Here is a 26,214-nt window from a genome sequence, read left to right as displayed (position 1 = left end):
CTTGAACCGGACAAAAACGAAGAACAAAAAGTTACTATGTTATTGATTTAAATAGGTTAAGGTATAGCTATAAACTATATTTTGGTGCAGGAGTTGGCGCACTATGGCGAAACACGTCCCCTGGTCCGATGAAGACGACTTTTTCTTGTTAACGAACTGGCACCAAATGCTGGTTTGCGAGCTTGAAGCGTCTCTAAGACGCACTAAAAGCTCGATACTGCGACGAGCCAGGGCGCTTGGCTTGCCTAAGAAGGGTGAGTGGAGCGATGAAGACAATGCGTTTTTGCAGACTAACCTGCCCGTACACGGTGTTGAGTACTGCGCTGAACAATTGAAGCGGTCTCAAGAAGCAGTCCGGATGCAAGCAAAGCGCCTTGAGGTACCAATCCCTTCTCAATACCACCGGGACTACACGCAGGATGAAGACGCGCTGCTCCGAGTCAAATCGGAACTTCCAAGCATGACTTACCAGAAATGCGCTGACCTCTTATCCAGGGGTGCTGAAGGAGTGAGAAAGCGAGCAAAAATTTTGGGAACTCCAACGCAGGAAGATTACAGAGTCGCTGCTGACTGGCTGTTCGAAAATTCCGGGTTTGGCGTGCTCAGCAGAGAAGATAAGGCGCTTCTTGAGCAACGGGTTAAAGATCCCAAACAAAATCGGAAAATTTTTAAAAGCTCAGACCATCGCAAGAAGTACACGCTTTCAGAAGCGCTGATCATTGGGTTTACGGAGAAGTGTGGGGTGTTGCCTGTCGCTAACGCTCTTGGAGAAGACTCGGAAGATGTTGAGAGGGAGTTAAATAAGCTTGGTCCCATTACGAAAGAGCAAAGGCGCTACGCAGAGGATTTTGTATTCAACACCGGCATTATTGAGCGCATGAATTGGCAGAGCATTGTTGCCGCAATGGGGGAGATCGCTGATTTAGTGCTCTGGCCTATGAGCCAGGGATTGCGACCCATGGAGGAATTGCAGTGGGCCTATCATGGCCTCTTGGGTTTGGTGCATCAAGATCGGCTTGAAATGACGGAAGTTGACAAATGCCTGGTGACGTTTTGGGCCGTAGATCGTCGGCTGAGGAATCAATACCCACACATTTTATCCCGGGCGCTGGGCGTTTCTGAGCCTGTCATTATCAGGGAGTTACTGAGTCGTTATCGCGATATGTTATTGGGCGCTGTACCTGAAATATACGAGGACCGGATACCAGTTGATACGTATGGTCAGATCAACACCAGAATGAAGTCTAACTTTCTCTTGGAGGAATCGGTCAGCATGCATGCAATGCGTTTTGAGGTGCCCATCAAAGCTGCAGCTCGAGCGCTCATGAAACAAGATGCTCACAACGATCCTTATGTTAGCTACCGGTGGGACCTTTTGCCGAAAGCATGGACAAAACCCCTTCTCAGAAAAGAAATCAAAGCCATGGAGGCATCGACCCGAGGCACCCTGTGGTGAACCGCTCTGGTTCTAATCTTGTCGCTGGCGAACAGCTTCAATTACCGGGTAGTGGTTCTCAACCAGAGCAATGAACTCGGCCGTTTCACCTCGGTTGTTCCGCAACGTTGGATCGGCCCCATTTTCCATCAGCGTTTCAGCCATTTCTGCGCGGCCATAGCGTGCCGCAACCATCAGAGCTGTTTCTTGCTGAGCGTCCTGCTCATTTATAGACGCTCCGCTGCTGATCAGCATTTCAGCCAGGGCTGGTGCCCGCTGCTGTGAGACTGACTCGCTACCCCGAGCGAGATAATGAAGCGCCGTTCTCCCCTGAGCGTCTTTGATTCCGACATTGGCTCCATTCGATAACAGCAACTCCATGGAACGCAGGTCTGTCACTGCCGATACCATGAGTGGGGTAACGCCACGTCCGGGCGCACGATAATCTGGATCCGCACCCGCCTTCAGCAGCACTTCAACGCCGTCAGGCATGGCATTGTAGGTAGCCAGAAGCAGAGGGGTCATGCCGTCGTCTGTCTGGGCTTCCAGCGGGGCGCCGTTGTTGGCCATTGCTTTGGCCAGGGCCCGGCGCTCCGGCTCGTTGAAGGCAAACTCTTTGTGACTGTTGAAGACGAAGTGGAGTGGGGTCCAATCACTCTGCCCTGGGATGGCCAGTGAATCCGGGTAGGTTTTGGCAAAGAACATAGCGATGTCAGTCTGTTTCCTCGTAAGGGCAAGGATGATGGGGGTGTAGCCCCTTTTCGATCGACTGACTGCAAGGTCTGGCTTTGAGGCCAAAATCGCCTTAACCGCGGTGAGATCCCCTGAAAGGATTGCCTCTGCAAGAGTTGTGTTTGAGTGCTCGGTTTTTGCGTTTTCAGTTGGCGCCCGGTCACGAAGCATGGCCGCAACCTCAGAATGACCGGCCTCCAGAGCTGCGATAGCCGCAGTGGTACCCACGTTGGTTTTGACGCCGGGTTGAGCGCCTGCATCGAGCAGAACCGACACCGCCTTGTCAGCGCCTGCTTCGGCGGCCCAGAAAAGAGGTGTTGCGCCGCTGCCATCCCTCGCATTTACGTTGGCTCCCTGCTCTATCAGGCGCCGGATGATATCAATCTGCTCTGACTCCGTGACAAGGCCTCCGTTCACTTCTTTTGCCGAAAAGCCCGACGCCCAGTGGATGGGTACAGTCCCAACGGGAGAGGGCTTGTTAATGGAGGCACCGGCATTAATAAGCGCGTCAACCATATCGACCCGTCCCCAAACGATCGCAGTGGAAAGCGCCGACAAGCCCTCGCTAGCATTGGGGTTACCACCCTGCTCCAGAATCAAGCGCAACCGTCCGGCATCACCGTCCATGATCGCCTGAATTACCGGGCTTAACTTGCCCGGCTCGGTTTTCTGTATGGCAACTTCCGGGGCCCGGCTTTGATCGTCCCCACGCTCTTGAACGGTCGGCCCGGCGGCGCATGCAGTCAATACCAATGCAAAGGTCACCAGGAGCAGGCAGTTTGTTTTCTGGGGTCTCGGCATAATTCCTCTGCCACTTACAGGCCATGTATAAGATCAGGGTCTCTGATTCTTTCAATAATTGATAATTCAAGTATAGCCTGAAACCAAGTTGTTTAGTATTCTTGGTAATCATATCAAATGCGATACCTGAATCGCTGTCCGCATCTCAGCAAATGGATGGAACTGCCAATGATTTTCAAGAACGCCCGCGTATTCCGATTCACCAAACCCATCACTATCGATCCGGACCAGCTTGAGCAAAAGCTTCGGGCGGATCAGTTCAAGCCGTGCGGCCCCCAGGAGACTTCCCGCATGGGTTGGGCCTCTCCCCTTGGCAACAAGGGTGAGTATATGGTTTATGCTGCTGGCGGCTGCATGTTGATCTGCCTTAAGAAGGAAGAAAAGATCCTCCCGGGCCCGGTCATCAAGGAGATGGTAGAAGAACGCTGCGAGGATATCGAGACGGAACAGGGTCGCAAAGTCCGCAAGAAGGAAAAGGACGAGATCAAAGAGCAGATTATGCTCGAGTGCCTCCCCAAGGCGTTTTCACGCACCAAGCGCACCTTTGCCTACCTCTCCCCGAAAGACGGATTTATGGTAGTTGATCACGCCACAGCAAGCGTTGCTGAAGAGCTGGCCAGCGCACTCCGTAAGTCCCTTGGATCTTTGCCCGTTCGGCCTCCGGTTGTTCAGCAGGCCCCCGCCTTCACCTTTACCGGTTGGGCGAACGAGACCATCGATCGTCCTGAGAGCATTACGCTCGGTACCAAGGCAACTCTGGTTGATCCGTCCGAGGAAGGTGGGAAAATCAGTGTCGATGGAATTGATCTCGGGAGTGACGAGATCCGGAATCACATCGATGCCGGCATGCAAGTCACCAAAATCTCTCTGGGTTGGGATGACAGCGTTAAGTTCGTACTCAACGAGGAGCTGGCGATTACCGGCCTTAAGTTTGGCGAGACCTTCCAGGAAAAGCTGGATGACGTCGATGCAGACGATGCTCTGGCCAAATTCGATGCCGCATTCGGTTTGATGACGCTTGAGCTTTCACGGATGATTCCGGGTCTCTTCGAGGTTCTTGGGGGTGAAGACGATTCTGCGATTGTGACCGATTTACCGGCCACCGAACTGACGGCTTACCAGAAAGCCAGTGAGTCAGACGACTCTGGTCCCGCGCAGCCTGTCGACACGCCGGCTCAATCAGACAACCTGTATCCGGAAGTAGAGATGTTTGTAGTCGACGAGCAGCGGGCATCTATCTCCGGCGTTCAGCGCAAGTTCAAGATCGGTTATAACCGGGCGGCTCACTTGGTTGAGGAGCTTGAGCGCAGAGGGGTAGTCAGCCCTGCAGGAAATGATGGTGTACGAGAGGTACTGAAAGCGCCGGCCATGGCCTCCTGACACGGGCGCACCCTTCAGGAGGCAAGGTGGTGAGAGTTTCTGATTTTCAGGTAGGAAAAGTCTACAGGATGGTGCTCAAGCCTTGGGATACACCCTTGGGCCCCGGTGGCGATGCCGAAGTGATCGTCCGGCGTATACTTGATCCAGCAGACGACTCGAATACGGCTTTTATAGACGGCCACGCTCCACAACATGTGATCGAGAGCTGGCGGTGGTTTCTAAGAGTTCAGGATATTCATGGTGGTAGCGCTCATTTCCTGGCGCCATGCACCATTGATTCTGCGACTCTGGTAGAGCCAGACACAGACGAATGAGAGAAACGGTTTATGTCAAAACGTGAAGAAAAGAAAAACAAGACCCCTAATGGTTTGCCGATAGCTTGGCATGTTACAGGCTCAGGAAAGTCTTCCGCTTTGACTGATATTGTCCGGAAACTTTTGTCTGAGTCGACCTAGCAGTCATCGACATAAAGCTTTTGATATTATAATATTTGCATCTGAACAAGCTTGCCATTGCTGCATAACACAGGAATCAAAAAAATGACTGCAGAAGTTCAGACGGCCCTTGAGGGCAGTGTAGAAACGAAAGAATGTCCAAAATGCGCGGAAACTGTGAAAGCAAAAGCCACGGTCTGTCGGTTCTGCAATCATGAGTTTGAAGGGTCCATCAAATCCTCGGAGCCAAAGATTTATCTGGAAGATCCTCTGAAGGTAACCAGTCAAAAGGTTTATCCGGTTAGCGGTAAAGGAACTGCAGTTCGCCTTAAGGACATTCAGCGTGTAGGGGCTAATGTTCCACCAAAAAGAGGGTTGAAGCGAGGAGCTGCAACATTCGTAGTGCTGGCCGCTATCTCCTTCGCTTTGAATGGTAACGTTTTTGGCGGGTTTTGCGTAGTTATGGCAATCATTATGTTTGTCCAACAACTCACAATGTGGGATTCCAGTGTTACGCTTTCTACAGCTTCAGGCCCCGTAGTTTGGACATTTAATAACCGAGAACATGGTCCGATCGTTAAAGCAGCTGTTCAGGAAGCCATTTCCGACTCCGCTGAACTCGATCCCGCCTAACATCCTTTGCGCGGGCTATTGTGGCCCGCGCCACTGTTTGCTTTAAATCGCCATATTGCTCTCGCAGTTATCCCCACCTTCCGTAAAATGGCCTGATGAATTTTACTCGCCCACCAAAGAATTTATCTGTAAATGGCTTCCCCATTACTTTCAGAGAGATTGCTCTGAACAGTGGCCGCCGGTTGTGGGTACCACGCGGAATCTCAAGAAATGAAGAAGCCGGCTGCTGGCGGATATACGTTGTCAGTGAGAACGACATTTTCACCCGATACGTCCACGATCAAGACTATGAGGGAGAGTCTGAAGCGTCCCTGAAGGCATCTTTCGAACTGATGAAGGCCTTTCTCCAGGATTCGACCTCACGCTTCATTGTTGATCAAAGAGCTCGCTCGCCAGGTGGTGAGCGTGACCCAATGACTGACTGCGGTGTGACCGGAGTAATGATTTCTCGCAGTTCTTATCAGGGTTACAAGAAGGTGGTGGTGACCAGCTACTATGCGTATCAACAACCTGATGGCGATCTACAAAGGACCCAATATTATGCTGGGTCGATTAGTGAGCGGAGTGAACAGTCCAACCTGGTGTCGCTACAAAAAGTCTTGTTGCAGCACTTGCGGAAGGCAATTGATGTGCGCCGGCACTACAATCGGCTACGTTCCCAGGGGGTTCACCCTCAAAAACCTCTTAGTCATGATGATGTTCCGGCTGATATCCGGGCCATGCCTGTTACCATTCCGGAGCATATCGACGTTGCGGAGATTCTGGATTCGTACATGGCCACGCCATGGAAACCTCGCGTTCGGACAACAGGTGGCGACCCGGAATTGCTGGCCGCCCGCCTTCAGCAACATGACCTTACCCACCCCCATAAGCTGGTCTACCTCAACGGATTTTCACTGAGGTTCAGAAAGCGTCACTGTGAAGGGCAAACGCTCTACCTCCCCAAAGAGATTTACCGGGCGCGGGGAGAGTGGCGCATACGTCTGTTCCATGCAGATGGGATATTCACAGACTCGGTGACTGACGATGAATGCCAGGGAAGTATTGAAGAGTCACTCAGGCAGGCATGGCTTTATTTGATATCTGAGATCCGGCAGAGCAGCGCCTATAGTGAGGTTCAGAACTTCAGGCCAGCAAGAAACCCCCTTTTGGAAACCGGCATTCGAGCCGTAAATCTATTGATCTTTTTTGCGAGCGGCGCCGGAAAGCGCCAACCAAGGTGGAGGGTGTCTTTGGGAATGGTTCAGGACGAGGGTGGAGAGCGCATGAGACGCACACTTATTCGGACCTGGACGCTTTCCACGGTAACGGACGAAAAGCTCTCTGAGGCGCTCAGGCATGGCGCAGCCATGTCTGCGTATAGGTATCATCTGATTAATGCCGGCATCCCGCCTGAGGAAGTGGTACTCAAGAAAGATTCTTCGATCCCGGATGAGTTCTGGCCCGATTCCCCTCCCTGTCCAATAACAGTGGATGACCTTCACTATTTCGTTGAACAGTCTGACTCCGAATATCGGGGCCGGGCTGATCGACATTCCCATGGCGCCCGAGTGGCGCCCAGTCAAAGCTGAGCAAAAGCTCGGACTGTCAAGACGGCAGCAAGCCGACGTAAACACCCCCACAGCAAGGATCTTTATGACAGAAGTAGATCAGCAAGCGACAATGGAATGTCCCATGTGCGCTGAAACAATTAAGGCCAAGGCAAAGGTCTGCCGTTTTTGTAACGCGGACTTAACTGGCAGTGAGGGAAAGCCAGAGGAGAAAATCTATCTGAAGCATCCAATCACGGTCACCAGCGAAAAGGTTTATCCGGATTCAAAGAAAGACCCTATTCGGCTCCGGGACATTACCCATGTCAGTTCCCATGTCTCTTCGAAGCAACAAGGCTACTATGTAGGGCTGGGCTGTCTTGTAGCTGCTATAGGCTTTTGGATCGGCGAGCCCAGAGGCTGGTTTGGTTTCACTGGACCATTGACGATCGGCGGCTTGTACTTTCTGTACAACTCGTTCTTGACCTCTCACTCATGGGTCATTTTCACAACCCCGGCCGGGAAGTTCACCACTCACTGCAATGACTATCACCATGCCGGTGAGATAAAGGCAGCTGTAGATAAAGCCATCTACGAAACTGCCTGATTTAATCGTGCAAATTCTGCGCGGGGTTCACCCGCGCAGTGCTCCTTTTCTGTTTTTGAAAACTACGAGGGCAATTGATGCCATTCGCCGCATATTTTACGGAATCTTCGTATACTTGAGGGTATATGCAGATCACGCGATTATTCCGTCTTGGGGGTGAGAATCTGGCTTCAAAGAAAATGCGGAAGGAACCTGGGTGTTTCAGGTGGGATACGAGAACTATACCTGCTGGCCGAGCGAGTGCAACGACCTTCGAAAGAACCGAAATTACCGAATGACAAGCAACCCCCCTCACCTGCTACATCCGCTTTTTGACACGGCCCGGAACCTGATCGACAGGAACTGCGAGCTGGCGGACTACCCATCACTCACCAGTTTTCTGGATTCGTGCCCGAATGGTGCAATTGAGGACTGGGAGAAAACGGCCCGATTCTTGATCGATTACAGTGCCAGCACCGGGACGTATTCTCGCTTCCGAGGTGAGATCCAGCGATTCTTGCTGTTCCTCTGGCGTGAGCAAGGCCGCTCTCTACAAAGCTGCAATGAGGAAGACATAAACGCCTATATGCGGTTTCTGAAAAGCCCGCCTTCCCACTGGGTTGCCGGGAGCCCTGCCAATGCGTTCAAGACTCAGGATGGAGTGAGGGTTAATAGGGCTCAATGGCGCCCCTTCTTCAGTAACGGTGTTGCTGGAATGAGGCAGGCGACATTGGATGCCGCAACCCGCGCTCTAAGCGTTTTCTTCAGGTCAATGGTTGCCCGCGGGTATCTGGATCGCTCACCCATGGCCAACGCCAGGCGATCAGAGCAAAAGGCCAGTCGCACCCGGCTTGAAGATGAGGACGCCGACGTCCTGGCACCGCGGTTCACTGATGAACAATGGAAGTACATTAAAGAGACCCTGTTGCTGGCGGCCGAGGAAGACGATAAGTACGAGCGACACCTGTTCATCGTGATCACGATGAAAAGCCTTTACCTCCGGGTGTCTGAATTGGCCCCGCAGACAAACGAGCTGACCAATGAAACGTACTATCCGACTATGGGGGCCTTCCGGCAGAGAGTGGTTGGAGGTGTCAGGTACTGGCATTTGAAAGTGCTTGGTAAAGGAAACAAGGTTCGGTACATCCCCCTGCCCTCCGGCTACCTTTGGTACCTCAAGCGATTTCGCCGCTGGCGGGCTTTACCCCCTCTTCCGGAACGGGGCGAACAGGTTCCAATGATTCCCCGCCGGCATGGGGGTGGTCAGGTTGGTAAGCGAGCCATTGAGAATCTGGTGAAAGAAGCATTCTTGCTTGCAGCCGATCGCCTGGATAAAAACGGGCAGATGGAGGAGGCTCGAGAGATGCACCAGATATGCGATCGAACTCATTACCTTCGTCATACGGGAGCTTCAATGGACATCGAAGCCGGGCGCCCAATCCGCCATGTCTCGGAGGACCTGGGACATAGTTCGGTGGCATTTACCGAGGCTATTTATGTCAGTGCGAGCAGTACGGCGAGATATAAAACCGGATTGGGGCGCCAAATATAATCGAGCAGACTTAATCAGTGGCGTGTCGTTGGTACAAGTGTGCCTAGCTGTTCTTCTAACCTGTGAGTCGCCTCCTCTATTGAATTTGATTCGCTACTGCCGGAGGCGATGATCTTTTGGTCCCTGGCATGCTTCCTTACCGGCGGTTTCAGCTTGTATTGGGGGGCAGCACGGATCAGCGCTTCAGTGAGATGAAATATGAGACCGGTTAACTGAAAGATCCCGCAACTGAACCCAAACGGAGACTGACCCGTGGATGCATACTTTGAATTACCTTCAGAGACTGGAGCTTACTGGTACTGGTGCGAAAAGCGCCACGGGTTCCGCATCTGCGAGATTATCGAGAAGGACGGCCAGCTAAGGGCCAGATTTACAGATGGCAGTTTACAGCGGTGGTGCGGGATTAAGAGCTATTTCGTTGGGCCTATTCAGGAGCCTGTCATTGAGCAGGACGGTAAGATCAAGACTGCATAGGGGGATACGGAATTTTCGGACTGGAGTTGCCAGGGTGGCGGCAGTGTTGGATGGACACCAAGACGCCGCTACCGGCCGCGCTCAGTGCCCGTTCCACAAGGCTAAAAGTAATTACACCTTTACCGGCTCTACCTTTTTCTTGCGCCCTTTTCTGGCCGGCTTAGCCTGATCTTCAGCTTTGGTTTGCTCGATATTTTTCTCGCTCAAGACGCTAGGCTTAGTCATGGCCTTTTTCATAAGGTCTCGGTTCTCCGCGATAAGCATCGATACGGAGTCCGCGGTGTCTTCATCCAGTCCTTTGCAATTCCGGACCAGGAAGTCCCTCATTTCATCTGCCAATTCGAGGAGTTTGTCCCGGGCATCAGCTTCGGCTTTGGTTGAGTACACCCGATTTTCCTCCATCGCTTTTTCCAACCCATCTCGATCCGAGTAAAAAAGAGCCTGTACGCCCATTTCTCTATCCTTCTTCGTCTGTAGTTTTGGTGAATCGATAACAGCATGCTACACCGTTCATGGTGCAGTATTCTCGGCCTGGTGCCGACTCAAAGCAAGGACCAACAAGTCTGATGCGCTACCAGAGCTTGTCAGCAATCTGAGACTCAAGGTCATTTTCCTGTGAATCTTCGAGCAACGACATAAAGTCCAGTCCGGTTCTTCTCTCAATTTCGTCTACGCTGGTGAGATAGCTGCTCACCTCATATTTGGCATTTTCCTTATGAGGGATCCAGAAGGCGATGACCTCTGGCCCTATTGGGGAGATAACGATCTTGAAGAAATCTGTTGGGACGCTGACGCCGTTGCCAATGCGTTGTGCCCCCTCGCCTATATAGGCGCCACTGATCACATACACCTGATCCCGTTGGCGAGCCCAGTCCCGGATTTCGTTTTCAAGGTGGCCCCACGCTCCCTTGTGACCAAACATATCTCTATTGAAGCCTGGCTTCTGGGGGAACATGTTCGTATAGAAGAATGTTTCCTGGTTGGCTTCGGCGCTGTAGTCGATAGAAGCGCTCGGCGCACAATGGCCACGGTCATAACCGCTTTTCGAATAGTCTCCCCGTGTAGAGGAGTATTGCCCCGGAATCTGGGGGTGCTCAACGAACCGATCCTGACGCTCCACGTTAATATCCACTGTCTCCCTTTCTATCCAGTAAGCACACCACATTGGGATTTTGTGCTGGTAGCTATAACCCACTGCGTAGCCGTCATGACAGAGAATGGCGTCTGCACCTCCGGGGTTCCCCAACTCCATGTTGGTGGAACATGACTCATTGGCTGAAACCGCCACAGAAGCGGCTAGAAGCCCAAGTACCAAGATGAATCTGAACAGCATGAGGATCGGCCTCCGAAATTTTTTAGGAAAATGGTGTTGCATAAAACAAGTTTTACATTTAGGATTCATTAAAACATAAAACTTGTTTTATATAAAGGTGGCAGGCATGTGTAATCCAACTCAGAAAAACGTCTCCGAAATAGTGTGCCCTTCGTGCTCCGAGGTCATGGTTTCCTCCAGGGTTGAGGTCAATACCGGCAAGGTTCGGGTGAAAAATTTCCCCGGAATGAAGAACGTATTCAAGACCTCTACTTTTGAGTCCTCAGAGGAGTTGGAACTGACTGGACTGGATTTCTCTCGTGAAGTTCGGCGCCGCCACACAGACGGCCGCACATTCCTTTCCGAGTGCACCGGTGTCTGCCTGGCATGCAACAACCCATACGTTGTATATCGCATCGTCCACACCTCCGGCCCTGTTCCCATGCAGCACTCCGCGGCCGATTTTGAGCACGGATACCGCAACGCAACGATCTACGACGCCGACCAACCCGGTTTTGCTGGCGGACACCTTCTTGAAGATGTGATGCACCACGGGGCCTACTATGGGTATTGGCTGGAATGCTGGTCCCGGGCTTATCCCTGGTGCACCGTTGAGCCCAATGAGATTGCAGCACTCACTGAGCGCTCTCTTGATGTAGCTTCATCCATCGCTACCCAGCACCACGAATCCAACAAGCTTTGCCGGCTTGAGGCCCGAATTAACTGATAAGCACTGCCGAGGCGATTTGGAGGTCCCCAGGGCCTCCCTTTTTTCTCGTTATATCCTCGGTCCCCCTAGAACAACTTGCCCCGAAACTCTAATTGATTTATATTTTCTCGGTAAATTTCTTTGCTGAGAACTCTTTGTGGCCCAAGAAGAAAACCGCATCGACCGAACCAACGTTTTCATGACCGGAGTTGTGATCTTCGGCCTACTGATTGGCATGGTCGCCTTCGTAATGTGGGCGCTACAGGATCAGATGATTCTGGTATGGCGTGTCCTTCGTTATTATCAGTACTCCGCGACTGCTTATATTCCCTTTATAGGGCCACCCAGTAGTGAGCTGCCACAACTTCTCGAATTCTTGAAAAACACACCATCGAAAGACCTCTTTGTCTCCACCATGTGGGAGATCGACCAGCATTACGGCCGCAATTTCGGGATATTGCTAGCGGCTCTTTTCTTGACCATCGGAATCAATAGAATTCGTGCCGGCAAGGGTGCTACCGGCCCGGAGCTTTCTGTAGAGAGTGTCCTTAAAACCCTTTCCCCGGTATTCCCTCACCTGAAGTACATCGAGGAAAACAGCCCGGTGGGTAAATCCATCAAGTGGGATCCAACGCCTGGTGCTGATAATCGCTTTGCTATGCCCCTTCAGGTGTTCGAGTTTGCCGAGATGGCGCCGCCACCTGGTCTCGAGAAGGTTTTAACCCCGGCCCAGCTGAAGGCCTGCCGGGCAATCTATGAAAAAGACACCAAAGATTTCTTCGCTGCATTTGATAAGAGCCTGGCCAGAAAGGCTTTTGAGGCCCAAATGGGGCCTCCCCTAACAACCCTGAAAGATTTTTCTGATGATGAAAAAAAGGCCTTCCACTATTTTCGGAAGAAGCTTGAGAAAAAGGTTCCGAAGAAAGAGGTCAAGGCTCTTATATTGCGACTCGAACAGAAGCACGGCTTTGTCCGGACGTTCTTGATGTCCATGTTCGAAGAGGCAAAGCGAGTCGGGATCGTAACCATGAACGACGAACTTTTGCCCATCATGGACTCTGATCGCACTCTTTACTGGGCACTCGATTCGGTGGGTAGAGATACGCCCTGGATCGAAGCTGCCGGCCCTTATGTTCATAAGGATATGGAGGACTTGGTTGGTATTCGTATTACGGAACCTGAGGTCACCGAGGCAGTAGAGAGCCTGGAGCGGTACCTGAAACTTGACCGTGAAACCGCTAGAGAAATCGCGGAGTCGCAAGGCGACGGTGGTATGGAGTGATTTATTAGATGTCAGGTGTAATTGGTGTACACGGCGTTGAAGCCAATGAAGACTTAGACAAGGGGCTCCTTCAGCGGGAGATACGCCCCGTTAGTATGCGTATGCTCGATACCCTCCGGAACACCGGAGGCGTTTGGATGATCCTTTTTGCCATTCTCCCGCTGACTCTCCCCGCACTTAACGAGCTCTGGGTTTTTATTGGCTTGCTCCTATGGATGATCACCCGCAAGAAAGCGAAGCCCTGGGCTTTAGAGCAACCCAAAACCGTTAAGCGAAGCATCACCGGGAAAGAAACAACGGTGGGCACTGGAATATTCCCTGTTGGCTATGACATGGAAGGAGGGAAACGGCGGTATCTCTGGCTGAGTGACGATGCGGTGAGGACGCATTTCATGGTGTGTGGAAGTACCGGCTCGGGCAAGACCAGGTACTTGCTTTCATTGACATATCTGGCTCTTTTGGTGGGATCAGGGGCCTTGTACGTTGATGGCAAAGCCGATGTAGAGTCCTTCTGGCTGCTTTTTGACTTGATGCGGCGCTTGCGACGAGAGAAAGACTTGTTGCTGATGTCGTTCCTGACTGGTGGCCGGGAAAGCGTTCAGTTGCGCAACATGCGGCAACGACTGTCGAACACGAATAACTTCATGGCAGTTGGCGCTACGGAAGAGCTGGCAGAGACCGTCTCGGGATTGATGAGGGACGTTTCGGGCGATGCTGAGATGTGGAAAGGTCGTGCCCGCGTACTGGTATACAACATCATGCGGGCCCTCGTTAGCCTAAGGAACCGGAAAAAGATTTCACTGAATATCCGTGAATTCACCAGCTATCTACCCCTGCCCAAGATATTGGAATTGGCGAATCGTGACGATATCGACGAGGACACCAAAGGTGGCCTTCGTGCATATCTGAATGATTTGCCGGGTATGACAATGAATGCTATCGAGGCTCAAGACGCCAGCAGCGAAAAGGCGAATGAGCAAAACCAATATCTCCAAATGCAACTAACTGAAATACTTGGGGAATTGAACAACACCTACGGGCACATCTTTAACCCCATCGTCGGGGAAATCAATATGAAAGATGTTATCTACAACCGTAGGGTCCTGTTTGTTATGTTGCCGGCCCTGGCCAAGACTCCGGACGCGCTGGCGGGTTTGGGGCGCCTTGTAATTTCTCAGATACGGGCAGCTTTAACGCCGGCGCTCGGGTCTGATGTTGAAGGTGAGCGCTCCTATTTGGTGGAGGCACGACCATCGGGTGCATTAGTTCCCTTCCTAATGGTTCTTGATGAATATGGTTATTATGCTATTCGTGGCTTCGCCGCTGTCGCGGCTCAGTGTCGCGGTTTGGGGATTTGGGTGTGCTATGGTTTCCAAGATATCAATAGCTTGCAAATGAATGAGGGGGCTAAAGCCGAGTATCGATCGATAATGGCGAACACGAACTTCAGTGTTGCCATGAAGTGTGAAGAACCGGAAGAAACAGCCGAGTACTTCCGTGCGCGTGCCGGACAAGCTCGCATTGCCCAGACTCAGGGATCAGAGAGAGAGCGTGGCTCCACGTTTAACAAAGTTTATGACAAGGGCGACATTGCTATTGCTGACCGGGATCGCATAAGTGCCCGGGATCTCGCTTCCCAGGAAAAAGGTGGCGCCCACTTCATCTGGGGCGACAAGTTGTTCCGCGGACAGACCATGTTCTTTGATGCGGAAAAGACCCCTTCAGCGAGGCTTAACCAGTTCCTTCCAGTATTCCCGCCCAAGGTGACGAGGGCCAAGCAATACAAAGTCATGAATGAGCGAATGTCAGGCCTATTCTCCGGTGCGTATACGCCAGATCCGACCAAGGCCCCTCCTATTCCGGAGCACCTCGAAAACCTGATCAAAGACATCCGTTCAGCCCGCATGCAGAGCAATTCCATGATCAAGTCCACGATCATCGGTATCGGCATGATCGGTATACGTCTGCGCCAGTCAACCGGTCAGTTTGGTCATGTTTCTGAACCGGCGGCCAAGACCGGTTCCGGAGACAAGGTTCTCCAGGGCCTTGCAGCTGGCGGACCAGCAAAGCCTGCGTCACCGCAAGCAAAGACTGAGACCCAGAAGCCAATTCCTGCGAATAAAGCCCCGGCCAAACCGGAGGAGTCTGAGGAACTGGAACGTGAACGTCGGAAGGCGGAAGCCCGTCAAAAAGCACTTGAAGCTCAGAAGCGCAAAAAGGCCGAATCCTCTGACAGTGACAATGGTGCCGAGGAAACCGATTCCAAAGCCTCGACCAGCAGCGGCTCCGGCGGCATGGCCGGTGGTGTTGGGTATGAGAATGCGTTTAAAGGTGCGATCAGAAATGTAGTTAAGGCCACGGCCAACGACCAAGCTGACGCGATTTCTGATCCCAAGAACCATTTCGAAAGCAATGCCAAAGCGATGGGCTTGTCTGACAGTGAATCTTCCGAAAGCGCAGAACGCAGTTACCGTCGACTTGAAGAGTCGCACAGCTATCCTGCCAAACCAGTTCCAGAAAAACGCGCCATGGAAGAGGTTCGCTCCGAGGCTGACCGATTAAAAAGTAAGCTGAAGGGGCTTGATAGACTCCGATAAGAAATATAAAATAAGTTTTACTATTTGGTTGGAGGCAGAACAATGGCAGAGTCCCTGCAGGAACAGGATGGAGTTTGCGTCGTCGCGTATCCTCAGGAGTACGTGATTGGTCAAGATGGCGATGATTATGTGCTTGCCAGTGACCCCTCTGGCTCACTGATTAAGGTTTCGATGCCTTCTACGGCCGTAATGGACGAGCTTCGCTCAAAGTACGATGTAGACCATACCCCATCGATTGCGCGTTTCTCTGACACTCGCGACAGCAACCCGATGGCTTGTCAGCATGCTCCAGATAACGGCCCTGAGAATCCCCAGGGCCAGATCCTTTTCCAGCAGAGCTTTCTGGTCGGCTATGAAGGTGATGTGCCGCACTTCCGGGCCGGCTGGGGCTCTGTTATCTGCAAAAACGCGCAGAGCCTAGCTCCTGAGTTCGGTATCGGCTACATGGAGATCGACTACAAGAAGCACCTGCTCTCACCCACTGAGAAGTCCGAGTTCACTCAGCTCGAGCAGTCTTTCAAAGCAATTAACCGGAAGCTGTTTGCGGCCGGCGACTCACCATCCGGAAAAAAGCTTCAGGAAGAATTGAAGCTGGTAGCCCGTCGCATGGATGAAATGACCAATCCCGCTTTCAGGGCGGTGATGCTCCATCCCGAAGAAACCGTCAGCATGCCGTTGAGTGGCATCAAGAACATCGAGCGAGCGATGGAGCATGCTGTTGAGCGATACAGCCACCAGGGCCGTTTGGGCGGTTTTCTCCTGCGAGTAACGGATGAGGGTGGCCGCGTTGTTCCCGGTCTTAGTGGTTCAGGCTACGCCTGGCGTAAAGGCGGGCAGACGCAGGAAGCCAGCGAAGTGTCACGCGGATACCTCTATGCAATGGATCGTGGTCGTGCTTTGAAAGAGTATCAGGGGCAAGGCTATACAGTCGATATCGTACCGACGCAGCGTATCAGTTGTGGTCCTGGGGGCAACAACACATACCAGCGCCCGGCGCAACTGGACACCTTGCGCAAGATGTACATGGACAAGAGGACTGGCGCCACCCTCGCCTACCCGATGGCGTTGCGGTTGGCGACAACCCGTGATTTCCAGAATCATCTTTTGGCCCGCGCCTACCCTGTTGGCCCGGCCATGGGACACCCGCTCCAGGTGGATCCGGAAGGTTCATTCTCTTACCCACTGAAGTTGGATGGCGCCGATCTATCGCTGGCGGACCAGTACAAGAACATGCGAACCAATCGTGAGTTCTCAACGGATGTTGAGCTTCTGGTCGAAGGTGAGAGTTATCGTGTTCGCGATTCTCGCGGCAGCGAATTCAACGCTACGTGCGAATCTATTAACGGTGAGAACCAGCTGGTGGTGAATGGGTTTGCGTTGCCGGAAGGCTTTGAGTTCTCACCCAAGTCGGGTCGTTTTGACAAGAAGCCAGAACAGGCACAGACAGCAGAAATGAAAGCGGCTCCATAAGGAGCCGCCTTCATCAGTCATCGCGTCTTCCTTCAGTAAGGGTAAACTCGACTCCACTCTTTTCTTGATGCTCTTTTGCAAGCTTACGAAAATCAGCAAGAAATGCGCGATATTCCTTTCCTCGCTTTGATTTCCTGTGAAGCCAGAGAACAGTTTCGTTTTGTCCCAGGTTGCCCAGGACTTCAGTGGAAAACATGGAGCTCTCTCGCATGCGCTTGTTTCGACGAGATAGCCGGAAAACGACAAAGGACAATCCGATTACCAGGAAAGCCAATACCGCGCTTGCTCCGATGAGCACGTCTTCTCGACCTCCATCAAATATATCCAGAAGAGGGTCGGAAGCATCAGCGACGGTAAAGGAACCGGTCAAGCTTTCACCTGCACCATTGCCTGAATAAGCCCCTTCTGAAGAACGAGTAAAGACTTCCGGACTGGTGCCGGATTTCTCTGCTGCAAGTTGGGCTTTTGTGCTGGCGATCGCTTCAGCGACCATCTCATCCCTTTCCTCTTTAGCGATACGCTCGCTTCGAGGCATGGGAGGCTCGCGGCCCAACATCTTTTCAGTTGCTTGAATCAGACTTTGTTCAGGCATGGCTTATTTACCTCGACGGCGAAAAATCAAATCCTACGATTGAGTAGATCTCGTTTGCCACTGCCGCCTTCTTCTTTTCAGAAAGTCCTTTTTTATTGAACTCAATGCCCAGACACTCAAGGATGATATCAAGGTGCTGGGCGACGTAAGCATGCGTGCTCACAACCGCTTTGGCGGCCTGATTCACGCCCTTTTCGTCCTTAACCTGCTCAGACATCCTCCGTTCAACAACTGCCTTGATAGAGGCTTGAATGAGCGCCTGAGGGTGGTACCAGATCGTCGCCAGTTCTTTTTGCAGTTTCGGGTCTTCCGAAACGTTGTTGGCCTTGAATATCTGGGCAATACCACCGTTCTGCGCCATATATTCAACGACATCGATGTGGATGGCGCGTTCTTCATCGGCCTTGGTTGAGGGGGACCTCCAGCGGATCAGCTGCCAGGGTCGCATTGAAGTTTTGAAGTGTTCGTTCATCACTTCGATGGACTTTTGCTGGCTGTACCCATAATTATCAGCCCCAAACTCAACCCACCGGCTAATCAGCTTCCGGTCTTTGGCTTTGCTGACCGGGGCCGGCAAATAATGATCTTTCGTTCTACTTGGCATCCGTTATGGCTCCCTAAAATACACCTATATTGGCAATATTACACCTTGGTTGGTGTACTTTCAATACCCGTTAACCAAAAAAGGTTGCCCGAAGAAAGGGCGCGGTATCAAGCAATAAGAGATATCAGGGGCAGGAATAAACAGAAGGTTGCTGTGAGGAGGGGCGAAGCTGAGAAGCCGGGGCCTGGGCCCCGGCCTAAGAGAGATGATCAGCGCTTGTTGACCATGATCAGTTTGAGGTCTTCCCGCACTTCAATATCGATTTCCGGCCACTGCTGCTGGGCAATCACTTCCAGATATTGGATGTCTTCCTGAAAGTCCTCACCAAAGAACTCAGTGATGTTGTTAAAGAAGTAGTGTTCCCGGTTGAGCTTCGGAGACCACAGCATGCGATAGCCGCGATCGGCGGACATGATGAACAGAATGTCGGCGAGATAATTCGGCAGGGCCATGTAGGGCTTACCGATGTAACGCTCAGCCTCGGTCTGGCCCAAAATCGCTGGATGCTCACCGTCATAGACGTAATAGGTGTAGGCTGCCAGTCTCTTCACGTTGTAGCCGGCTTGAGCCAGGGCGTAATTGATCGCGTCGTCCTGGTACCGCTCCCCTTTGAAGCTGATTGGCTTGGAGATATTCAGGCCGGGCTCATAAAAGAACGTGTCATTCTCATGCTTGATCCTCTGGATGAACGCGGCCAGTGGCACGTAGTCTTCGTTCACCGAGATAATCTGCTTCTTCCCCTCAGGGTGGTAGTAGAGTTCCTGCTCTGGGTTGAACTGCGCAGACGCGAGTCCGGCAGCCAGGGTCAGTGTGATGGCGGTTAGTAGTCGGATCATTTTGGTCCCAGTTTGGCGGAATAGTCGAAATTGGATTCTTCGTTGCGCTCTATCTTCACTTCTTTGTTTCTCAGATGAGCGAAAGGGTCGGCCTTTTGCTGGCGCTCCAGGTCGAACGACCGGTTATTGGCCAGCTCGAAGGCGCTTCGAGGTTGATTCATTTCGGCGTTGCACTGAGTCGTTTGTTGAAGCGTTGCCACCGCCTTCTTTCCTACCATCTGAGTGGCCACGTTATCGAGACCACTGATCAGTGTCTGGGCAGCATCCATGAGCAATTTTTGCGGAGCCGAATTTCCTCGAAATGCATCCTGCGCCCGGGGATCGGAGAATACTCCGCGGCTGTTATCCATGAAGTTTTTCACAAATCTTCCGGCCTGGTTGCCATCAAGCTCAGACAGGCTTGCCGCCATGCGGGCAGTATCAGCAACGAGGGCTTTCAACGGTGCGTTAGGATCATCAACCAGATCTGCGGCATTCAGTTGTTGAGACTGCTCTTTCAGTGTGCTTATAGCCTGTGTCTTGTCCCATTCACCACTGTAGGTGGATAGTTCATGGCTGAATTCATGGAGCGCGACCGTTGCAGCTTCCAGCTTTTCGGTTGGACTGCCCGGCAACTGATCACCCATGGAAAGTTTCATCGCCTCAGGATTCGCCTCAAGACGATCCAGGAGCATTTGGCGAATCTCCCACTGTTCTTCAGATGGACGCATCAGTATTCGCCTCGATCTGCCAGTCTTTGACTTCTGCCGTTCAGCTTCAGTTCCAGCTGCTGGAGTTTTCGATACTTATTCATGACGTGTTCTTGGTAAATGGCGCCCAGGTGCGGAGTTTTGCTGTGGTACCAGGCAACCCCTTTCCAGATATCGCCGTCATTTTCATTGATCTTGTTTCTGAGATGCCAGCCGGCAACGGCCGCATTCAGACAGGGGTCATACATGACCTGGTGCATGGTAATACCGAAGTTTTCCAGATCCGGGCCGTGGATGTTGTTAATCTGGAATGGTCCATAATCATAGGACCCGTCTGTATTGGGGTTCCTTTTCCCAACATCGCCTCGCTCGTGTTCCCGGATGGCGCGAAGTAGCAGTGGGTCGATTTTATACGCCACTGCAACCTCCATAATGCATTGATTAATAACCTGTTCTTGATGAGGGTTATCATCATAAATGACTGGAAGATCAAACATCGGTTATACCTAATCACCTTGCTTTCCCAGTGATTTTAATTTATTATTTACCCTAAGACAACATTGATTGTGAAACCCGATAAACTTCTTACACAGGTGATATGTGACACAATTCAACCCCGAGCAAAAACAGGCTGTAGAGGCTCCTTTCGGGCCTCTGGCCGTGGTTGCCGGGCCGGGATCAGGTAAGACCAAAGTGATCATCGGCCGGGCTGCTCGCCTTATTGGCTCAGAAGGGGTTCCGGGTTATAGCATTCTCCTCGTAACCTTCACGAATATGGCCGCCAAGGAAATGAAGAAGCGGCTGGTTGATGAGGTGGGTGCGAATGCCGAGGGTGTCGCCTGTGGCACAATGCATAGCCAGATCCTCAAGCATGTCTTGAAGGAGTTCCCGGACTGCCCGCCTATGCAGCGTCGAGGGCTGACCGGGGAGTGGTCCATTCTTAACCAGGATGATCGCTCTGCTCTGCTGAAACGGATTCAACCGCAACTCCCGGACGATGTGCAAAGCTTCATGGATGAGAACTCCGTATCCGTTGAAGAGCTGGGCGGCGTTGTCAGCCTCTCCAAGAACTGGGGCTACGGACGCGAACAACTCCAGCGTCGTCTGAAGCCCAATCATCCGAAGTTCCAGCTCTACTCCTGCGCCCTGAAGTTGTGGGAATTGTATGACCGTGAGCTGCAAAGCAACCGGGTTGTGGATTTTGATGACATCCTGACGATCGGCGCTGAAGCTGTGACCGAATGCGATTGGATCCGGAAGTCCCTGGCGAACCGTTTCCAGCACATCTTTGTGGACGAGTTCCAGGACACCAACGCCATTCAGCTCCGATTCTTGAAGGCGCTTGCGGCTGAGCATGGCAACTTCTACGTTGTAGGCGACCCGAAGCAGTCTATTTACCTGTTCCGTGGCTCTATGCCGTCTATCTTCGATCAGTTCTTTGGTGCATTCCCTGCAGCGACGATCGTCAACCTGAACAAGAACTACCGCTCCTTGCCCCACATCGTAGGCTTGGCGAACCGACTCACAGGCACCATGCCGGATCGCATTGCGCATGATAAGGATCTGGAGGCGATGCGTGAGGACCCGCTTGAGGCGAAGTTCAAGGATGAGGATTACTACTCCCAGTTCGCCAATGACTATGAAGAAGCCAATGCGATCGTTGAGAAGGTGCTCGAGTACCGAAAGGACGGGTATGGTTTTGGCGATATGGCCATTCTCTACCGGAAGAACGCATCAAAACGAGCCATTGAGCAGGTGTTCATGGCCAACAACATCCCGGTTGTTGTGGCTAATGATAAGGCGATGCTCGAGCGCAAAGACGTTCGCAATCTTCTGGCCTTCCTTCGTGCTGCCTGGCAGCCGTGGGACAAGCTCGCCTATCGGCGTCTCGTTAAGAATTTTTCTCTGGGGGTGACCGAATCCACCTTTGAGGCTGCCCTGGCCGATGCTGGCGGTGAAGTTATTGACGCCATTGATAAGCTGGTGGCCAGGGGCGGCGCTCATGCCGAGAAACTTCGTAGCCTTGTTGACCAGCTTACGATGCTTCGCAAGCACGCCTACGAATCGAAAGGTGATGACGTAAAAGCGGTCATTGATCACCTGATCGAGCACTACATTACTGCAGAATACCGCAGCGATGATGATCGCCTTGCCCAGTCCGAGGAGCGCCTTAATGTGGTTGCTGCCGAGGTTGCACGGATGATCTCCGGTGACATGGACTCTCGCGATATCCTTGAGCGATTCGCCCTGATGGAAACCGCCCACCGCAGTAAGAGCGACGATGCGGTTCAGTTAATGACCATCCACGGATCCAAGGGACTGGAATTCCCTATCGTGTTCTGTGTTGGTGTTGATGATGATGCGATGCCTGGTGGAAACGTTGAGCGTGAAGAAGACCTCAACGAAGAGCGTCGCATCCTGTTTGTGGCTATGACACGAGCCAAGGACTTTTTGCACCTGTCCTCGGCCCGGCGCCGGCGCCAGGGCAGCCAGATCATCAGTACGGATCCCTGCCGGTTCTTGTTTGATGTAAACCTGGTCACCTCCGACTCACGTCTGGACTGCTCGCTAACGGACAATCCGGCGTTCTCCAGGCTGCCGCCTATCAAGATCCAGAATCCGGACGCAGCGCCCAAGCAGCGGCCGGGCAAGGGTAAGATCGATCCGGACGCGCTCGAGGCGATGCAACGAGACCCGAACTTCAACAAGATGGTTCGACGGTTCAACGCCACCGTAATGATGTGCATGCCAAACAAGGGCTCAAAGCAACCGCCGACTCGCCGGGGTATTCAGTCATGAAAGTCCGTTCTGTCGTTGCTGCTTTGGCCATTAGTGCCATGCCGGTTCAGGCAACCTCGGCAAATGAGGATATAGCCTCAGCGGCAAACGCCTTGAAGTCCGGTAATTATGGCCAGGCCATGGCCACGGCTCAGCCGCTGGCGGAGAAAGGAAACCCGGATGCCCAGCTTTTGATGGGGATCATGTACATGCGTGGGCTTGGTATCAGCAAAGACAGGTCGATGGCCTATGATATGTACCTCAAAGCTGCTGAGCAGGGACAAGCTGCAGCAATGCACAATCTGGCCAGCATGCATTACCGAGGTGAAGGTGTTCCGATCAATTTCACTGAAGCCCGGGAGTGGAACAAAAAGGCGGCTGAAGCCGGCCTGACCATTGCTCAGCATGACTATGCCGCTATGCTCGAATCGGGCGTTGGTGGGGACCGCGACCTGAACGGTGCAGCTCGTTTTTACCAAATGGCAGCTCGAGGTGGATATACGAATGCTTCATACAAACTTGGGCGGATGCTGGCGGGCCAGAATCCTCAGGCATCAATGAGATTCTTGTGCCAGGCCGCCTCAAAGAACCATGCCGAAGCAAAGAAGATGCTCGGCCCCAGAATACGCAACTGCCGGCGCTGAGCCGAGACTAAAGGTGTGATATGACGAATACATCCAACCTACCCACAAATTCACCTGAGCAGGCCTGGTTCACCGGATTGTTTTCGGTTGATATGTCTGGGAATCCGGTTAGCATGCGCCTCTATCTCTACCCGGGTACGGGTAACTCGAAGTATCCGGCTGACATCCGCATGAGTACCGGCGAAGGCGATTTGACCGAAACGGTCTTTGAAGGGATCTGCGTTCTGGAAAACGAGGAACTTCGGTTCTACGAAAAGGCCAACGCAGATGTTCCGGGGAATCCAAGCTTGATTTGCACCCTTTGCGCCAGGCGGGCACGAGAAGACCTGTACATTGGTGGGCCCGAAACACACTCTGGTCTTTTTGAGCCGGAGGTGGCTCTGAGGATTTCTCAGTTGCGGAAAACGGTAAACGCCAGCAATGGATCCAAGGCGGCAGCCTTGCAGTTGAACTCGCTGGTTCAGAAAGGTACTCCAGTGACGATCCATGTTGATCAAAACGACGCGAAAGAATCCATGCTTCACTGAAGCTTCCGGCGCGACACCAGCGCCGCACCGTAACCACTGAAACGCCTAGCGCTGAAGCAAATTGGCCAATTTAGAGAGGCGAATGACTGACATTGATCATGAGAAGAACCTCCAAATGATCAGGTTTAGTCAATTTTTCGCGACCTAGCTAGGACCCTTCCCGTAATTTTGCCCTGCAATCAGTCATTAAAGAAATTCGACTTCGGCTTTAGGTATTCTTCAATTGTCGGCTTTTCGGCTGTGGGGAGATCCGAAGTTGAAACCAGCCTCTCTTTAGATTTACCGCCGGCACCAGTCTTTTTCCGTGACTTCTTCTTGGATCGCTTAGAACTGGGTCTTTTGGTTGGGTGGCCTGCGCGATCATAGCCGGACCTTTCTTCTTCATCATCGCCCATTTCAGAATAGGCTGCAGCTGAACCAGGGCCTTGGTTCATGGCCGGGAATGGACTGATTGGGCCTTCATCTTCCGTAATCTCGCCCTTTTCTGCAGTGGCCTTCTTTACGGAAAGTTTTTCACGGAAATTCAGCGAGCGATTGCGAGTGGATACATACCAGTGAGAGAGAATTGACCCGATGGCACCAAGAGTGACAATCAAGCCCGAGAACCAGTGCGGTGGCAGGAAGAAGAAGACGACAAGGAAAAAGACCGTGGATAAAGCAACGCGGCGAGCCGGCACTCGAAGAACAATGCTGAGGATCGCCAGGTTAAGGATGATGGCGATAACCGCGGATGAGAAAAAAACAAGCTCAATCATCAGATAAGCCCGAAGAGGATGGCCATGGTAACCGCCGGCAACACAAGAGTCAGGCTGACCAGAGGTGTAATGGCACGGATGGCGCCCTTGGTCTCTTCAAATGCCCGGGCAACCCTGCCAAAGATGTTGGCACAGGCAAAGCCAATTAGTGCAATGAGAACAAGCAAGCCGAACTTCAGCATTGGCGTGGTTTCGCCCGAGATAACCATTGCTGCAAACGCACCTGCAATGATGTTCAGTACTATCACCGCTAGGTATGTAGGAATGACTTTCTTCAGCTCTAATTTCACCGGTTACCTCCTCAACTATTGCCCAAATGATAACATTACTTGTACTTGCAGACAAGTTGGGGCCGGTTTCGTGCTCCTCATAGCGGGTTGAACCCTCCGACGACTCATTCGGAGAATTGAGTCGCGGATTCTGATCACTCTCACGCGGCGTTGGCGGTAGGCCAAAGCACGGAGAGCGTCACCGGGGTTCCCGGTGTACGGGCAGACGTTGGCTGACCCGCACGGGCAGACGGCTTACGCCGACCGCCCTGAAAATAGACCAACCCTCGGGCCGCGATGTTGTAAGCCGCGTTGAGGTCGGCGTGGTACCGCTTGCCGGAGGCAAAGGTACACAGGCTGTAGTTGCTCGCATCCCGCTTCACAGGGCCGGAACCATCGAACGCCTGGGCGCTGGTGCCTCGGGCATAGACCAGCACCGACCGCAGCCCGGCTTCTTGCGCCTTGCTCTGAATCCGATCCACCAGCATCCGGTGAAACCACCGATGGAAGCGAGCTTTCATCGCAGAACGCTTGCGACCGGCTTTCGGACGCCAGCCTTTCAGGTTTTCGGCTACCACGGCTTCGCAGTCATGAGCCATCGCCAGATTGACCAGTTTCCGGCTAATCTGATGCGCCTGGTTATCCGCCAGCCGCTTGAGGCGCTGGTGATCCCGGGCACAAAAACCCGCGGGCAGCCGGCTACCGTGGCGCGTGTGTTGTCGCGCCTTCGAACGGATGCGCTGCATCAGTCGATGTTCCCGGTCTTTATCACTGCGCCTGAGGAATCCTCGGGCGTGGACAGTGCCTTGATCATCGACTACGGCCCAGGTCGCTGCGGTGTTGATGCCTACATCCACGGCCAGCACCCGTTTCGGTGTCCTGGCCGGCGCTGCCGGCGTGAACTGCTCCGGCAACGATAACCCCCACTGTTTGCCATTGAAGGTCAGCAGTGGGGACTTGGCGGTTCCGCGACCGCGATAACGGAGCTTCCCGGACAATCGAAAGCTCATCCAGAGCCAGTCGTTGCGATATCGGACTTTGATGAAGGCCTGCGTGGCGGCCTCGTTGAGCTTGATGCACTGGCCGCCGTACAGGCTTGGAAAGGTGTTGGTGCTGGCGGTCAACCGTGGTGGCCGCGAATGCAGATGCCGGCGCTGGCCGTCGAGCCAGTCGCCATAGCGACTCATGAACGACCGAACCTGGCCGACGGCATCCATGATGGCCACACGGCGCAGGTAAGAGGGGAGCTTGTAGTACCGGTTCTGGAAGTAGCGGTAGCGAACACTCGGACGCTTCGAGGTCGGATGGATCAGCCCCTCGATCACGGCCACTGCCTCGTTGCCTTTGGCGGGGCCAACCGATGGCCAGTGCTTGAAAGCCACCGTCATCAGGTCTCGCACCAACCGACGATACAGCGCCAGCGTCTCGGCCAGCGCGTCGCGCTGGGCCGGACTGTCGGCGTGGATTCGGAGTCGATCGGAGCGAATAATGGTCATGCGAACACTGTATAAATAAACAGTCCCAAAAACAAGCCGCCTTGACTAGCGACTCATTCGAAGAATTGAGTCGTAGAATGCGGCGGCATTTTGTTCAA

Annotated in this window: 25 protein-coding genes; 14 read left to right on the top strand and 11 right to left on the bottom strand. The window is 52.8% G+C overall.

Annotation, left to right across the window (positions count from 1 at the left end; all coding sequences use genetic code 11):
• Positions 1–103: 103 nt before the first annotated feature.
• Positions 104–1,456, top strand: coding sequence for a hypothetical protein (locus ACESMK_RS08645; protein WP_372997264.1), 1,353 nt, complete (start codon positions 104–106; stop codon positions 1,454–1,456).
• A 12-nt stretch (positions 1,457–1,468) separates the two neighbouring features.
• On the opposite strand, the gene ACESMK_RS08640 is transcribed toward ACESMK_RS08645, so the two are convergent.
• The gene (locus tag ACESMK_RS08640) at positions 1,469–2,968 is read right to left on the bottom strand and encodes an ankyrin repeat domain-containing protein (RefSeq protein ID WP_372997262.1); all 1,500 of its coding nucleotides are present in this window, start codon (positions 2,966–2,968) and stop codon (positions 1,469–1,471) included.
• Between the two features lie 168 nt (positions 2,969–3,136).
• Between ACESMK_RS08640 and rdgC the strand changes: the two genes are divergently transcribed.
• The 6 genes from rdgC (at position 3,137) to ACESMK_RS08610 (ending at position 9,082) form a co-directional block, all read left to right on the top strand.
• Complete coding sequence (rdgC, locus tag ACESMK_RS08635) at positions 3,137–4,348, top strand: recombination-associated protein RdgC (protein WP_372997260.1); 1,212 nt, start codon at positions 3,137–3,139, stop codon at positions 4,346–4,348.
• 68 nt (positions 4,349–4,416) lie between these two features.
• Positions 4,417–4,662 (top strand): hypothetical protein, encoded by a 246-nt coding sequence (locus tag ACESMK_RS08630; RefSeq protein WP_372997258.1) that lies wholly within the window; start codon positions 4,417–4,419, stop codon positions 4,660–4,662.
• A 225-nt stretch (positions 4,663–4,887) separates the two neighbouring features.
• Positions 4,888–5,415 carry a hypothetical protein gene (locus ACESMK_RS08625; RefSeq protein WP_372997256.1) on the top strand — a complete coding sequence of 176 codons (528 nt, stop codon included), beginning with the start codon at positions 4,888–4,890 and terminating at the stop codon, positions 5,413–5,415.
• Positions 5,416–5,747: 332 nt separating this feature from the next.
• Positions 5,748–6,986, top strand: a complete 1,239-nt coding sequence (locus ACESMK_RS08620) for a hypothetical protein (RefSeq protein ID WP_372997254.1) — start codon at positions 5,748–5,750, stop codon at positions 6,984–6,986.
• Positions 6,987–7,050: 64 nt separating this feature from the next.
• Entirely contained in the window at positions 7,051–7,551 is a 501-nt protein-coding gene (locus ACESMK_RS08615) for a hypothetical protein (RefSeq protein WP_372997252.1), read from the top strand.
• Between the two features lie 274 nt (positions 7,552–7,825).
• Complete coding sequence (locus ACESMK_RS08610) at positions 7,826–9,082, top strand: tyrosine-type recombinase/integrase (RefSeq protein WP_372997250.1); 1,257 nt, start codon at positions 7,826–7,828, stop codon at positions 9,080–9,082.
• Between the two features lie 585 nt (positions 9,083–9,667).
• Here ACESMK_RS08610 and ACESMK_RS08605 read toward each other — a convergent pair.
• Both ACESMK_RS08605 and ACESMK_RS08600 read right to left on the bottom strand, forming a co-directional pair.
• Positions 9,668–10,009, bottom strand: a complete 342-nt coding sequence (locus tag ACESMK_RS08605) for a YebG family protein (RefSeq protein ID WP_372997248.1) — start codon at positions 10,007–10,009, stop codon at positions 9,668–9,670.
• Positions 10,010–10,127: 118 nt separating this feature from the next.
• Entirely contained in the window at positions 10,128–10,889 is a 762-nt protein-coding gene (locus ACESMK_RS08600) for a DNA/RNA non-specific endonuclease (protein WP_372997246.1), read from the bottom strand.
• A 106-nt stretch (positions 10,890–10,995) separates the two neighbouring features.
• Between ACESMK_RS08600 and ACESMK_RS08595 the strand changes: the two genes are divergently transcribed.
• The 4 genes from ACESMK_RS08595 to ACESMK_RS08580 all read left to right on the top strand — a co-directional run bounded on the left by ACESMK_RS08595 (position 10,996) and on the right by ACESMK_RS08580 (position 16,926).
• The gene (locus ACESMK_RS08595) at positions 10,996–11,595 is read left to right on the top strand and encodes a hypothetical protein (RefSeq protein WP_372997244.1); all 600 of its coding nucleotides are present in this window, start codon (positions 10,996–10,998) and stop codon (positions 11,593–11,595) included.
• Positions 11,596–11,734: 139 nt separating this feature from the next.
• Positions 11,735–12,859, top strand: a complete 1,125-nt coding sequence (locus ACESMK_RS08590) for a hypothetical protein (protein ID WP_372997242.1) — start codon at positions 11,735–11,737, stop codon at positions 12,857–12,859.
• Between the two features lie 8 nt (positions 12,860–12,867).
• Positions 12,868–15,456 (top strand): type IV secretory system conjugative DNA transfer family protein, encoded by a 2,589-nt coding sequence (locus ACESMK_RS08585; protein WP_372997240.1) that lies wholly within the window; start codon positions 12,868–12,870, stop codon positions 15,454–15,456.
• A 42-nt stretch (positions 15,457–15,498) separates the two neighbouring features.
• Positions 15,499–16,926 carry a hypothetical protein gene (locus tag ACESMK_RS08580; RefSeq protein WP_372997238.1) on the top strand — a complete coding sequence of 476 codons (1,428 nt, stop codon included), beginning with the start codon at positions 15,499–15,501 and terminating at the stop codon, positions 16,924–16,926.
• Positions 16,927–16,939: 13 nt separating this feature from the next.
• Here ACESMK_RS08580 and ACESMK_RS08575 read toward each other — a convergent pair whose 3' ends face one another.
• The 5 genes from ACESMK_RS08575 to ACESMK_RS08555 form a co-directional block, all read right to left on the bottom strand.
• Positions 16,940–17,518, bottom strand: coding sequence for a hypothetical protein (locus tag ACESMK_RS08575; RefSeq protein ID WP_372997236.1), 579 nt, complete (start codon positions 17,516–17,518; stop codon positions 16,940–16,942).
• A gap of 7 nt (positions 17,519–17,525) precedes the next feature.
• A complete protein-coding gene (locus ACESMK_RS08570) occupies positions 17,526–18,122 on the bottom strand; it encodes a hypothetical protein (protein WP_372997234.1) in 597 nt (198 codons plus the stop codon).
• Positions 18,123–18,331: 209 nt separating this feature from the next.
• The gene (locus tag ACESMK_RS08565) at positions 18,332–18,958 is read right to left on the bottom strand and encodes a hypothetical protein (RefSeq protein WP_372997232.1); all 627 of its coding nucleotides are present in this window, start codon (positions 18,956–18,958) and stop codon (positions 18,332–18,334) included.
• Positions 18,955–19,596: a hypothetical protein gene (locus ACESMK_RS08560; protein WP_372997230.1), complete on the bottom strand. Its 642-nt coding sequence runs from the start codon at positions 19,594–19,596 to the stop codon at positions 18,955–18,957. Before ACESMK_RS08560 ends, ACESMK_RS08565 begins: the two co-directional genes overlap by 4 nt.
• 71 nt (positions 19,597–19,667) lie before the next feature.
• Positions 19,668–20,144 carry a lytic transglycosylase domain-containing protein gene (locus tag ACESMK_RS08555; protein ID WP_372997228.1) on the bottom strand — a complete coding sequence of 159 codons (477 nt, stop codon included), beginning with the start codon at positions 20,142–20,144 and terminating at the stop codon, positions 19,668–19,670.
• Positions 20,145–20,247: 103 nt separating this feature from the next.
• Between ACESMK_RS08555 and ACESMK_RS08550 the strand changes: the two genes are divergently transcribed.
• From ACESMK_RS08550 to ACESMK_RS08540, 3 genes are read left to right on the top strand one after another with little or no spacing between them, the layout of a single operon-like run.
• Positions 20,248–22,446, top strand: a complete 2,199-nt coding sequence (locus ACESMK_RS08550) for an ATP-dependent helicase (protein ID WP_372997226.1) — start codon at positions 20,248–20,250, stop codon at positions 22,444–22,446.
• The gene (locus ACESMK_RS08545) at positions 22,443–23,069 is read left to right on the top strand and encodes a tetratricopeptide repeat protein (protein WP_372997224.1); all 627 of its coding nucleotides are present in this window, start codon (positions 22,443–22,445) and stop codon (positions 23,067–23,069) included. Before ACESMK_RS08550 ends, ACESMK_RS08545 begins: the two co-directional genes overlap by 4 nt.
• Positions 23,070–23,089: 20 nt before the next feature.
• Complete coding sequence (locus ACESMK_RS08540) at positions 23,090–23,596, top strand: hypothetical protein (RefSeq protein ID WP_372997222.1); 507 nt, start codon at positions 23,090–23,092, stop codon at positions 23,594–23,596.
• Between the two features lie 179 nt (positions 23,597–23,775).
• On the opposite strand, the gene ACESMK_RS08535 is transcribed toward ACESMK_RS08540, so the two are convergent.
• The 3 genes from ACESMK_RS08535 to ACESMK_RS08525 all read right to left on the bottom strand — a co-directional run bounded on the left by ACESMK_RS08535 (position 23,776) and on the right by ACESMK_RS08525 (position 26,116).
• On the bottom strand, positions 23,776–24,351 hold the full coding sequence (locus ACESMK_RS08535) for a hypothetical protein (RefSeq protein WP_372997220.1): 576 nt from the start codon (positions 24,349–24,351) through the stop codon (positions 23,776–23,778).
• Positions 24,351–24,641 carry a hypothetical protein gene (locus ACESMK_RS08530; RefSeq protein ID WP_372997218.1) on the bottom strand — a complete coding sequence of 97 codons (291 nt, stop codon included), beginning with the start codon at positions 24,639–24,641 and terminating at the stop codon, positions 24,351–24,353. Before ACESMK_RS08530 ends, ACESMK_RS08535 begins: the two co-directional genes overlap by 1 nt.
• A 140-nt stretch (positions 24,642–24,781) precedes the next feature.
• Entirely contained in the window at positions 24,782–26,116 is a 1,335-nt protein-coding gene (locus tag ACESMK_RS08525; protein ID WP_372997216.1) for an IS200/IS605 family accessory protein TnpB-related protein, read from the bottom strand.
• Between the last annotated feature and the right edge of the window lie 98 nt (positions 26,117–26,214).

The sequence above is a fragment of the Marinobacter sp. genome (assembly GCF_041687235.1).
Classification (GTDB): Bacteria; Pseudomonadota; Gammaproteobacteria; order Pseudomonadales; family Oleiphilaceae; genus Marinobacter.
This window is presented reverse-complemented; position numbering and strand designations above follow the sequence as displayed.

Coding starts and splice junctions, on each gene's coding strand:
- ACESMK_RS08645 (WP_372997264.1), top strand. CDS start 104: ATGGCGAAACACGTCCCCTGGTCCGATGAAGACGACTTTTTCTTGTTA.
- ACESMK_RS08640 (WP_372997262.1), bottom strand. CDS start 2,968: ATGCCGAGACCCCAGAAAACAAACTGCCTGCTCCTGGTGACCTTTGCA.
- rdgC (WP_372997260.1), top strand. CDS start 3,137: ATGATTTTCAAGAACGCCCGCGTATTCCGATTCACCAAACCCATCACT.
- ACESMK_RS08630 (WP_372997258.1), top strand. CDS start 4,417: ATGGTGCTCAAGCCTTGGGATACACCCTTGGGCCCCGGTGGCGATGCC.
- ACESMK_RS08625 (WP_372997256.1), top strand. CDS start 4,888: ATGACTGCAGAAGTTCAGACGGCCCTTGAGGGCAGTGTAGAAACGAAA.
- ACESMK_RS08620 (WP_372997254.1), top strand. CDS start 5,748: ATGAAGGCCTTTCTCCAGGATTCGACCTCACGCTTCATTGTTGATCAA.
- ACESMK_RS08615 (WP_372997252.1), top strand. CDS start 7,051: ATGACAGAAGTAGATCAGCAAGCGACAATGGAATGTCCCATGTGCGCT.
- ACESMK_RS08610 (WP_372997250.1), top strand. CDS start 7,826: ATGACAAGCAACCCCCCTCACCTGCTACATCCGCTTTTTGACACGGCC.
- ACESMK_RS08605 (WP_372997248.1), bottom strand. CDS start 10,009: ATGGGCGTACAGGCTCTTTTTTACTCGGATCGAGATGGGTTGGAAAAA.
- ACESMK_RS08600 (WP_372997246.1), bottom strand. CDS start 10,889: ATGCTGTTCAGATTCATCTTGGTACTTGGGCTTCTAGCCGCTTCTGTG.
- ACESMK_RS08595 (WP_372997244.1), top strand. CDS start 10,996: ATGTGTAATCCAACTCAGAAAAACGTCTCCGAAATAGTGTGCCCTTCG.
- ACESMK_RS08585 (WP_372997240.1), top strand. CDS start 12,868: ATGTCAGGTGTAATTGGTGTACACGGCGTTGAAGCCAATGAAGACTTA.
- ACESMK_RS08580 (WP_372997238.1), top strand. CDS start 15,499: ATGGCAGAGTCCCTGCAGGAACAGGATGGAGTTTGCGTCGTCGCGTAT.
- ACESMK_RS08575 (WP_372997236.1), bottom strand. CDS start 17,518: ATGCCTGAACAAAGTCTGATTCAAGCAACTGAAAAGATGTTGGGCCGC.
- ACESMK_RS08570 (WP_372997234.1), bottom strand. CDS start 18,122: ATGCCAAGTAGAACGAAAGATCATTATTTGCCGGCCCCGGTCAGCAAA.
- ACESMK_RS08565 (WP_372997232.1), bottom strand. CDS start 18,958: ATGATCCGACTACTAACCGCCATCACACTGACCCTGGCTGCCGGACTC.
- ACESMK_RS08560 (WP_372997230.1), bottom strand. CDS start 19,596: ATGAAACTTTCCATGGGTGATCAGTTGCCGGGCAGTCCAACCGAAAAG.
- ACESMK_RS08555 (WP_372997228.1), bottom strand. CDS start 20,144: ATGTTTGATCTTCCAGTCATTTATGATGATAACCCTCATCAAGAACAG.
- ACESMK_RS08545 (WP_372997224.1), top strand. CDS start 22,443: ATGAAAGTCCGTTCTGTCGTTGCTGCTTTGGCCATTAGTGCCATGCCG.
- ACESMK_RS08540 (WP_372997222.1), top strand. CDS start 23,090: ATGACGAATACATCCAACCTACCCACAAATTCACCTGAGCAGGCCTGG.
- ACESMK_RS08535 (WP_372997220.1), bottom strand. CDS start 24,351: ATGATTGAGCTTGTTTTTTTCTCATCCGCGGTTATCGCCATCATCCTT.
- ACESMK_RS08525 (WP_372997216.1), bottom strand. CDS start 26,116: ATGACCATTATTCGCTCCGATCGACTCCGAATCCACGCCGACAGTCCG.